This is a genomic window from Runella sp. R5_40 (genome assembly GCF_057652295.1).
Map to the genome: position 1 here is coordinate 1 of NZ_JBYFCH010000047.1, position 10,175 is coordinate 10,175.

General features: G+C 35.9%; 9 protein-coding genes. 4 read left to right on the forward strand and 5 right to left on the reverse strand.

All coding sequences use genetic code 11. The annotated features are described in order from the left end of the window. Window positions 1-35: 35 nt before the first annotated feature. Together AC23N5_RS31085 and AC23N5_RS31090 are read right to left on the reverse strand one after the other, a co-directional pair. Complete coding sequence (locus AC23N5_RS31085) at window positions 36-635, reverse strand: exonuclease domain-containing protein (protein WP_050427871.1); 600 nt, start codon at window positions 633-635, stop codon at window positions 36-38. 192 nt (window positions 636-827) lie between these two features. Then, complete coding sequence (locus tag AC23N5_RS31090; protein ID WP_008651082.1) at window positions 828-1,994, reverse strand: tetracycline-inactivating monooxygenase Tet(X2); 1,167 nt, start codon at window positions 1,992-1,994, stop codon at window positions 828-830. 337 nt (window positions 1,995-2,331) lie between these two features. On the opposite strand from AC23N5_RS31090, the gene AC23N5_RS31095 reads away from it, so the two are divergent. The 3 genes from AC23N5_RS31095 (at window position 2,332) to ere(D) (ending at window position 5,930) form a co-directional block, all read left to right on the forward strand. Then, window positions 2,332-3,222, forward strand: coding sequence for a tyrosine-type recombinase/integrase (locus AC23N5_RS31095; RefSeq protein ID WP_487758515.1), 891 nt, complete (start codon window positions 2,332-2,334; stop codon window positions 3,220-3,222). Then, window positions 3,201-4,316, forward strand: a complete 1,116-nt coding sequence (locus AC23N5_RS31100) for an IS91 family transposase (protein WP_487758516.1) — start codon at window positions 3,201-3,203, stop codon at window positions 4,314-4,316. Before AC23N5_RS31095 ends, AC23N5_RS31100 begins: the two co-directional genes overlap by 22 nt. 387 nt (window positions 4,317-4,703) lie before the next feature. After that, window positions 4,704-5,930 carry an EreD family erythromycin esterase gene (gene ere(D), locus AC23N5_RS31105; RefSeq protein WP_009040233.1) on the forward strand — a complete coding sequence of 409 codons (1,227 nt, stop codon included), beginning with the start codon at window positions 4,704-4,706 and terminating at the stop codon, window positions 5,928-5,930. 200 nt (window positions 5,931-6,130) lie between these two features. On the opposite strand, the gene AC23N5_RS31110 is transcribed toward ere(D), so the two are convergent. After that, entirely contained in the window at window positions 6,131-6,994 is an 864-nt protein-coding gene (locus tag AC23N5_RS31110) for an aminoglycoside 6-adenylyltransferase AadS (RefSeq protein WP_003013318.1), read from the reverse strand. Between the two features lie 455 nt (window positions 6,995-7,449). Here AC23N5_RS31110 and erm(F) point away from each other — a divergent pair, with 455 nt between their 5' ends. Beyond that, the gene (gene erm(F), locus AC23N5_RS31115) at window positions 7,450-8,250 is read left to right on the forward strand and encodes a 23S rRNA (adenine(2058)-N(6))-methyltransferase Erm(F) (RefSeq protein WP_004295323.1); all 801 of its coding nucleotides are present in this window, start codon (window positions 7,450-7,452) and stop codon (window positions 8,248-8,250) included. A 202-nt stretch (window positions 8,251-8,452) separates the two neighbouring features. Here erm(F) and AC23N5_RS31120 read toward each other — a convergent pair whose 3' ends face one another. Beyond that, window positions 8,453-9,277, reverse strand: coding sequence for a class D beta-lactamase OXA-347 (locus AC23N5_RS31120; RefSeq protein WP_004295324.1), 825 nt, complete (start codon window positions 9,275-9,277; stop codon window positions 8,453-8,455). 220 nt (window positions 9,278-9,497) lie between these two features. After that, window positions 9,498-10,043 carry a BRCT domain-containing protein gene (locus AC23N5_RS31125; protein WP_005807148.1) on the reverse strand — a complete coding sequence of 182 codons (546 nt, stop codon included), beginning with the start codon at window positions 10,041-10,043 and terminating at the stop codon, window positions 9,498-9,500. Window positions 10,044-10,175 lie beyond the last annotated feature (132 nt).

Genomic DNA, 10,175 nt, shown 5'->3' on the forward strand with positions numbered 1-10,175 from the left:
AACTGAATATGTTCATAATCCCTGCTTTTTGAGCGCTAATATACTAAAAATATTAGGTGTGTTTGCGGAGAATCAGATAGATTTTTCAAAACACTCAAGTCCATACTCGCATTATGAAAAATTAATAAATTAGATGAAAGATATTTAGAAAGTTCGTCTTCCCATAATTCTTGAAAATTAAGGGAAAATTCTACATCTTCATATGAAATTCCGTGTATTGAAGTATGAGTTTTTAAAAACTTTTCTGATTTTGGTGGATTTATATAGTGTTTTGTCGAATAAACTATTGTGTCATTTTTCACGAAGCATAATCCGATTGCACAAGCACTTAATCTACTGTTATTTGCTGTCTCAAAGTCAATAGCAATAAAATCAAATTTATTTTCAAAGTACTCAGGGAATGTATGAGGATTTTTAAATTGATTGAATTTCAATTTTTGCAAAATCGCTTGTTCGTATTGAGGTTTTACTTTATAACCAACTTGTTTTGCTTTTTTTAGCCAAGGTTCAAGAATATAGTTTGGTGTATTTTCGATAAAATTATAGAATAGAAATTCATTGTTTGTTTCAGGATTTATTCCCGAAACTTCCATTTCAATTTGATTTTTTGGTTTAGGTTTAAAAAAGTTAAACATAGTTCATTTTGTATAATTCAGACGAGTTTTGGTGTAATATGGCATATAACGTTTGGCAAATTGGCGATGGAGCCGACTTTTAGCACAAATGTTGAATAGAATTACTAATCTTCAACATTGCACAAAAGTTCAATAGAAGTACTTCACCGGCTCTATTGCCAATTTGTTTGTTATGTGCCGTTTTATTCCATTTTATACATTTAACAATTGCTGAAACGTAAAGTCGGGTTTAAACATTTCAATTTCGTTTTGAGTTGATTCTTCTTGTGCTTCTTTGCCATAGATAAACATTTGCTGTTCATAATTTTTAACAGCCTCTTCAATGCTATTAAATTTTCCATCGGCTAGATTATCAGACAATATCAAGGCATCCACCAACCCACTATTTACTCCCTGCCCTGCAAAAGGCGGCATCAAATGTGCGGCATCCCCAATCATTGTTATGGGTAATGGGCGCTTGCTTTTCCAAGGCTTTTCTAAAGGAAATATCCGTGTAGCCAATCCTACAAATGACAACGTCGTATGAATCAATTCTTTGTAGCGTTCGTCCCAATCGGAAAATTCTTTCAGAAGAAAATCAACGACACTATTTCTGTTTTGAAAATCTACCTGCGTTTGGTTTTTCCATTCATCAGGTGTTTTAAAACTTATTCCAAAATGCAATGCACCATTATTATTGGGGTTAGCAAATAATAAATTACCTTGGTGAGATGCCATTAGCCGGTTTCCATTGCATAGCTGAAAAAATCCAGGACAGTTTATCTCTGGTTGATGAATATCGGCTTGTATATTGAAAGTACCTGTTTCTTCAACTTCCGTGTCGGTAACAAATTTTCTTACCTTGGACATCCCGCCATTGGCAAGAATAACCAAATCTGCTGTTTCACTCGGTTTATTCTCAAAAGTTAGTGTCCACTTCTTCTTACCAGGTTCAAGCATAACAAGTTTTCTATCCCAAATAACCGTGTCGTTTTCTAAACTATTCAACAAGATAGCCCTTAAGTCATTTCTGTTTATTTCAGGATTGTCAAATCGATTTTCGGGCTTTACATTTTTTGTGGATAAAATATTGCCTTTTTCATCAGCAATATTTACACCCATTGGTAAGGCTAAGTCATAATAAGTTTGTAACAATCCCGCTTTTTTCATTGCTTCCTGACCTGAACCTTTGTGTAGGTCAAGGGTTCCACCAAAAATTCTTGCCTCTCGGTCGTTGTCTCTTTCGTAAACTGAAACGTCTATGCCGTTTTGCTGTAATAATTTTGCCATAGTCAGTCCAACGGGTCCACCACCAATTATTGCAACGTTCTTATCACTAAGTAAATTCATTTGTTTGTCTGTATCTATTCGCATTGTCATTCAAAAATGGCACATAACGGGAAACGCATTGGCGAAGTGGCGGATAAATTGGACAAAAAGTTCAATTTAGCGAGAACGTAGCCGATGTGTTTCCACAGAGCTAACTTACAAATAAAAAGCGAATGTGGAACACATTCGGCGGAATAAAATGCAGAAACTTTCAATTTAGCACTTAACCTGCCATTTTGCCAATGCGATGTTGAACAAAACCTTCGGTAGCTATATTTCTTCAAAAGGGTTAATTTTAAGGCCAATTTAAACTTAAAATTTAGCATGACAAAAAAAGAATGCTGATGAGCTAAGGGAGAATACGCTCATCAATCGCGCCGGTAGAGAAGTGCCTGGCTTTCAAGAATTAATCCACCGTTTTGAGCGTAGTATTTCGATACTTGGCCGCAGCCCAAGTACTTTCAAAAACTATTCCATGCATATTGCGGCCATCGCGCTGCATTATGGCAAAATCCCCACCGAACTCGACCGCGAACAGGTCCATGAGTATCTCTTTATGCTCCAACAGCGGAGCATCACACCATCCCAGACCTATTTCAAACATACCGTTTATGGGCTTCGTTTCTTGCTCAAAGCTGAAGGCTTGCCCTATAGTTACCTGCATTTGCCTGCTATACAAAAGGTAAACAAACTGCCGGTTGTATTGAGCAAACAGGAGGTTTGGGCGATGCTCAAAGGGTGTACCTTGCTGAAACATAAGGTCTTAATCGGTCTGTTGTATGGATGCGGGCTTCGCTGTTTGGAGGTGCGAAGTGTACGCTTGGCGGATTTAGATTTTGACCGCAGGCAACTAAAAGTAGTGCAGGGTAAAGGTAAAAAAGACCGCTATGTACCACTATCTGAGCATCTTATCCGAGGACTAAAAAGTTATATTTCAGCGGAAAGGCCGCAAGATTATTTGTTTGGAGGCATTGCTATCTTTGACCGTGCAGGGGGGGACTTTGATTCTCGTTACAGCCAAAAAGGGGTACAATGGGCTGTGAAAGAAGCCGCCAAACGAGCCGGTATTATCAAGGACGTCCATGTACACACGCTACGTCACACCTGCGCGACCCATTTGTTGGAAGATGGCATGGATATAATCAGTGTCAAAAACTTTCTGGGACATGAGAATATCGAAACCACAATGTTGTACTTGCATGTGGCTCAGTTGCAGACCAAGCCCGTTTTCAGTCCGCTTGATACGCTATTTTCACAGTGCAGCCTGCCTGGGAAGTAGCCCATGTGCTGTGTGGTTTGGGCGATGGCATTGAAGAATTGGGGTTAAATGGGTGGCAATTTCGCACCCTGCGAGCGATACAGCATTGTCGGACATCGGTGATGGGCGGTCATATGGATGCCTGTGATGCTTGTGGTAACATCAGCATTAGCTACAATTCATGCCGCAATAGACACTGCCCCAAGTGCCAAGGCCACAAACGAGAAGAATGGATACAGGCACGGGAGGCTGATTTATTGCCGGTACCGTACTTCCATGTTGTATTTACATTACCCTCGGAGTTGAATGCATTGGCACTTCATCAGCCCAAAGCGGTTTATGATTCGTTGTTTGGGGCTGCTTGGCAAACCTTGGAAACGTTTGGCAGGAATAAGGGTTTGCAGATGGGCATGATTGCGGTGCTGCATACATGGGGCCAGAACTTGAGCTTACACCCACACCTGCATTGCATCGTTCCGGGCGGTGGTGTAGATGCCAAGGGCAGTTGGCACAACCTGCGAGCGGATGGTAAGTTTTTGTTTGCAGTAAAAGCCATGAGTAAGGTTTTCAGAGCCAAGTATGTAGTTGAGTTGAGCAAAAAACTGGAGATTGATAAAGCAACCAGAGAAGACCTTTTTAAGAAAAACTGGATTGTCTATGCCAAGCGACGATTTGGATGTCCCAAATCAGTGGTGGAGTATCTTGGGCGTTACACGCACAAAGTGGCCATTAGCAACCATCGAATACAGCAGGTGGATGACGAATGTGTTAGGTTTTCCTACAAAGATTACCGTCAAAATGGTCTCAAAAAGTCCATGAGTTTGAGCCATCAGGAGTTTATCCGTCGTTTTGCTCAACATATACTACCCAAACGCTTCGTTAGAATACGACATTACGGGTTTTTGAGCAGCACATGGAAACGTATCAAATTCAAGCGGTTACGGGAGTGTTTTAAACTAAAGCCGGCAGAGGCATCTGAACCAAAAACATTGCTCAGAAAGTGTCATTGTTGTGGCGAAGGGAATTTGGTCACCATAGCTACTTTCGATGGACGTGGCCCACCTGTTGAATACATGGGCGTTTGCCAAAACTTGACTCCTCATTCTGTGGGCTAAAGGATGGGTAAGGGAAGATATGTCCTGACTTCAAAGAAAAACCGCGAAAATGACCTATAAGTGCTCTAAAAGCAGAAAAGCAGGCCAAAACCTGCTCTCAGAGTAGTTGTACGTCTAACGATAACTCCATAATAAAAGAAAAAGGTTTGGTGAGCACTTACCGCTACCGAAGCTTTCGTTCAACATCGCCTTCATGGCTTGGCCTACGGCCACCACGAATGCTTAGTTATTATGTGAAGGAATTTTTAGTATCTTTGTATTCAAATAATTCACATTTTATGTATTTCAGCAAGCCTTGGTAATTAAAAATTAAAGTAAATTATTAAATCGTCTTTTTGAGACGGTTGCTATTTGGTACGTTAATTTTTAATTTAAAATAAGGTAATAATGAAAAATATAAAACCCTTAACTTTTCCGTTTAATTCGGAAAATAATACATCCATAAAACAAAGTCTTTTTCGATTTCGAGAATATTTTGATTCTTCTACAATTGTTGGTTTAGGCGAAAACGCACATTTCATAAAAGAGTTTTTTACATTCAGGCATCAAGTTATTGAGTTTTTAGTAACTGAATGTGATTTTGACACCTTGGCATTTGAGTTTGGTTTTTCTGAAGGATTAGAAGTTGATAAGTGGATAAAATCACAAATTCCATTCGACGATTTGGATAAGTTACTGTCACACTTTTATTATCCAAATGAGTTTAAAGATACTTTGCTATGGCTTCGTCGGTATAATCAAGACAATAATAATCAAATTACCTTTTTAGGTGTGGATATTCCTAAAAATGGAGGTTCTTATTTTCCAAACTTTCGTATTGTATCTGATTATTTGCAAAGACTTTCAATCGTTTCTTCTGATGTCTTACAGAAGATTTTAAATCTTGCTGAGAAATTTGATTTCTATTCGACTTCTCAGCTTGCGTTAAATTTATCGCTTTTTGATGAAGCTGAACATAATGAATTAAAAGCATTGCTATTAAAAGTTTACATTCGTTTGATTACTCTTCAACCAAAATTAGAAAGTTTAGAATTTCAATCGATAGTTCATCAAGTTAAAGGCTTGATTTATATGAATTATAATGCTGATGCTATGGAAAGTTTCATTACTGAAAGGGGAATTGAAGGAGATATGGGAGCAAAAGACCAGTATATGGCAGAAAGCATTGATTGGTTTTTGAAAAATTCACTTGGTAAAAAGATTATTTTGGTTGCCCACAATGCTCACATTCAAAAAACTCCGGTAGATTTTGATGGATTTATTAGTTGTTATCCAATGGGGCAAAGACTTTCGATGACTTTTGGAGAAAAATATAAAGCATTTGCAATAACTAATCTACGTGGAGAAACTGCGGCATTGTATCCTGATAATGATTATCAATTTGGCTTTAGGGTTGATAAATTTCCACTTGATTTTCCAGAGTCGGATTCTGTTGAATTTATTATGCAAGAATTTGGAGGAAAAGAATGCTGTTTACTAATGAACAGAAGTACGGAATTAAAAAATTGTAATAAGATTCGATTTGATTCGATGTGCCTAAAAACTGAAATAGAAGAAGCTTTTGACGGAATTTTTCTAATAGAAAAATCAACTGTTTCAGAAGTAGTGGATTGAGAATTTATAAATTTAATTTCGAAACGGCACTTTCTTTTTGGAGGTGCCGTTTTATTCTTTCACATAACGTGCCGCGTATTGGCGATGGGCGGGATTTTTAGCACTGAACTTTAATCGAAGAACAGAAGTTGAATTTTGCACTTCCGTTGATACGAAGCCGTTCAGCCCGCCTATTGCCAATACGATGTTGTACGACGTAGTTATGTTTTGGGTTTTAGTCCAGCTAAATATTTTCGTATGTCATTTTCTAATTTATCCGGGTATTTGTACTCTAATTTTTTTGACAATTCAGTTCCTATTTCTGAAACTAAATCAGTCATTGAAAATAGAGCAGTCCAATTTTCCTTTATATCGCTCCCTGAAAATGTTTGTTCTGTTTTAGCCCACATTTCCTGGTTAAGATACTTTTTGAAAAGCCGTCCATATTTATTGGTCGTTATGTTCCAATTGTGTTCACTTGCAATGTGCCATTCAATTAAAGGAATTAAATATTCTGTGCGAATAACGGTTTCCGACATAAATTTCGCATAGAATATTTCATCTCTCACAAGACACTTTGCCACGTAAGTTGTGTCCCACCAAAAATCGTTTATTAGATTTTGAAACTCTTTTTCAGACGGTTTTTTGATAATGGAAATTTGATAAGTTGGTTTCAGCATTTGCTTTGTAATACCATCTTTATCAATTAAAATTTTATAACCAATATCCCAATCTTCTGGTAATTCTTTCTCTTGCGTTTCCTTTATAAATTTTGATTTGCTGTAAAGTTTAAAATCTACTTTCACACCGTCTTCATAAAGTAGCATTTTCATTGCGTGTTTATGGTTAAAACAACTTTCGTCTTCTTCAATCATAGCAATTGGATTTCCGAATTTAAGCGTCCAGCTTTTGTCTGAAATGTAATTTGTATTATCCTCAAAAACAAATTCAATGTCTAAATCACTAAATTCGTCAACAAGTGCTAAAGGATTTACAAGTGAACTTGTCAGAAGAAGAACTCTTACATCTTCGTTTTTCTCCGACCATTCTATAATTGTTCTTAACTTTTCTTCTCTGACTTTCATTTTGTTTGGTTCGGTTTTACTATGTCGTACAACGGTTCTCAGCTATACGCAGGCAGGGATTTTAACCACTGAACTTCCTACGAAGAACTGAACTTTAAATTTACCACTTAACTGTCCTACGAAGCACGAAACCCCTGCTTGCGTATAGGTGATGTTATGCGGTCGGTTTTCATTTTCTCTTCTTTCTCGTTAATTTGTCAAGCAAAGTTACTAAATTTGCAGTCAAGCAATTTCAATTTTTGAATTATGTATTTCAGCAGACCTTGGACTTCTATCTAAGTGATAGGCAGTCCTGAAAATTCCAATCTCTTTTAGGTCAAGACAATTAGTCTATGGGTTTCGTGTACCGACTTTTTTGTAAAGGCGTTACGTTGTCATAGTTGCTCTGTCGGGTAATACTGTCTATTCACTTCTCCACGATTTGAATTCAAGTATTCACCTGTAAGAAGTTACTAATGACAAAAAAGAAATTGCCCGTTCGTTTTACGGGTCAGCACTTTACTATTGATAAAGTGCTAATAAAAGATGCAATAAGACAAGCAAATATAAGTAATCAGGATACGGTTTTAGATATTGGGGCAGGCAAGGGGTTTCTTACTGTTCATTTATTAAAAATCGCCAACAATGTTGTTGCTATTGAAAACGACACAGCTTTGGTTGAACATTTACGAAAATTATTTTCTGATGCCCGAAATGTTCAAGTTGTCGGTTGTGATTTTAGGAATTTTGCAGTTCCGAAATTTCCTTTCAAAGTGGTGTCAAATATTCCTTATGGCATTACTTCCGATATTTTCAAAATCCTGATGTTTGAGAGTCTTGGAAATTTTCTGGGAGGTTCCATTGTCCTTCAGTTAGAACCTACACAAAAGTTATTTTCGAGGAAGCTTTACAATCCATATACCGTTTTCTATCATACTTTTTTTGATTTGAAACTTGTCTATGAGGTAGGTCCTGAAAGTTTCTTTCCACCGCCAACTGTCAAATCAGCCCTGTTAAACATTAAAAGAAAACAGTTATTTTTTGATTTTAAGTTTAAAGCCAAATACTTAGCATTTATTTCCTGTCTGTTAGAGAAACCTGATTTATCTGTAAAAACAGCTTTAAAGTCGATTTTCAGGAAAAGTCAGGTCAGGTCAATTTCGGAAAAATTCGGTTTAAACCTTAATGCTCAAATTGTTTGTTTGTCTCCAAGTCAATGGGTAAACTGTTTTTTGGAAATGCTGGAAGTTGTCCCTGAAAAATTTCATCCTTCGTAGTTCAAAGTCGGGTGGTTGTCAAGATGATTTTTCTGGTTTGGTGTCGTCTTTTAAGCTGCCGCATAACGAAAAATGGTAGCCGTAGTTGCCGGATTTACAGCACTTTCGTATCAATTTAGCACTTCGGTTCGTTAAAAGCACCAAAGTATCAAGTTGGCACGAAAGCCGGCAATTATCGGCTACCATATGTTAGTGGCATTTATCATTTCATTATATTCATTTGCTTTAACGCATTTTTTGTTACATTAATTCTCGATGAAATAAAATCATCAACATTCAATCCGTCTGTCGGAATTACATTTGTTGCAAAAAAATAAACATTAGATTTTGTTTCAACATAACCAACAAACCAACCATTATATTTTTCTTCTATCGAACTTAATCCAGTCTTACCGCTTAAAATGTAATTTTCAGTTCGCTCAATTTCCATAATATTTTTGACAATCTTTATTGTCCTATCAGAAATTGGAAATTTTGAAAAATAGAATTTCCTTAAAAAGTCGATTTGTTGTTTTTGAGATATTTTTGAATTTCCTTCAAGCCAAAAATTGTCAATCGTTAAACTGTCAAAAATCATATTTTTATACTCAAATTTTTCTAAATATTCTTTCATTTTAATTGTTCCGATTTTCCTTGCAATTTCCTGATAGCAAGGAACACAGGAAATTCTAAAAGCATCTTTAAATGATAAATCTTTTTCCCAAATATCCATTTTTCTCTGCTCGCCATTCCATTTTAAAATAGTTGTATCATTTTCAATAATGCCTAATTCAACAGCAATTATAGAATTTGGAATTTTGAATGTTGATGCAGGTAATTTTCCGTTTTTAGCCCAATCAAAGTCATTTGAGTAAAAAGTATTCTTGTCGTTATCATAAATTAGAATTGAACCATTTACTTGAAAACTATCTAAAATTTTGTCAAAATCAGAAATTTCTGTTTCAATTATGTTTTTATTCGTTGTTGTGTTACAGCAAACAAATAAAAATATCATTGAAATAAAAACTACAAATAAAATATTTTTCATTTATTGTCTAATTATCGTTTGTTTTTGTTGCCACTAACGGGAAACGCATTGGCGAAGTGGCGGATAAATTGGACAAAAAGTTCAATTTAGCAGTGACGTAGCCGATGTGTTTCCACAGAAGCTAAATTATTAAAAAAAGCTGAATGTGGAACACATTCGGCGGAATAAAATGCACAAAAGTTGAGTTTGGCACTTAACCCGCCATTTTGCCAATGCGATGTTATATGCCGTATTTTTTGATAAGATAATTTAAGTCAGCTTCGTTTAAAATTCTAATGTTTGCTTTTTTTGATTGGTTTAAGTCGTTTATTTTTTGGATTTTTGACCAACCACAATCTTCACCTGCAAAAACAAAATCTACTTTACCTGTTATTCCTGATTTTATTTGTCCACCAATTTTCATTAGAAAAGTTTTTATTTCTTCTCTTTCTATTGAAAAGTTGCCCGTAATAACTATTCCTTTTCCTATTAAATCAATGTTTTCAAGTTCGTTTTGAGTTATTTGATAATTTGATAAATGCTCTTCATTTTCTTCTAAAACATCTTCACTTGGTTGATTGAAATAATTATTATTTGTTTTAGGCTGGTCATCAATTTTTCTTATTAGTTCTTGATAACTTGGATACTTGTCAGTCAATTCGCCAAATATTAAAGCACAAAGTTTTGCATCGAATTCTGGGTCGTGATGATTTGTTACTTCTAAGTCCAAACTCTCTGCTAAATCTTTTATTTTTTTAGGCATCCCAAGTTTATCTGCAAATAACATTGTGTCAATATAACTTATGACATATGGTTTTAAATTATAATGTTCATATAGATTTTTCTGATTATCCGTTTATGCACCTGTTATATTCGCAATTACTAGTCTGTCAAAGAGTTTGTCTCCAAAATACCGTCT

Bases quoted from the DNA above. Each gene is read 5' to 3' on its own strand.
- AC23N5_RS31125 (WP_005807148.1), bottom strand. From the start codon at position 10,043: ATGTTATTTGCAGATAAACTTGGGATGCCTAAAAAAATAAAAGATTTA.
- AC23N5_RS31110 (WP_003013318.1), bottom strand. From the start codon at position 6,994: ATGAAAGTCAGAGAAGAAAAGTTAAGAACAATTATAGAATGGTCGGAG.
- AC23N5_RS31085 (WP_050427871.1), bottom strand. From the start codon at position 635: ATGTTTAACTTTTTTAAACCTAAACCAAAAAATCAAATTGAAATGGAA.
- AC23N5_RS31090 (WP_008651082.1), bottom strand. From the start codon at position 1,994: ATGACAATGCGAATAGATACAGACAAACAAATGAATTTACTTAGTGAT.
- AC23N5_RS31120 (WP_004295324.1), bottom strand. From the start codon at position 9,277: ATGAAAAATATTTTATTTGTAGTTTTTATTTCAATGATATTTTTATTT.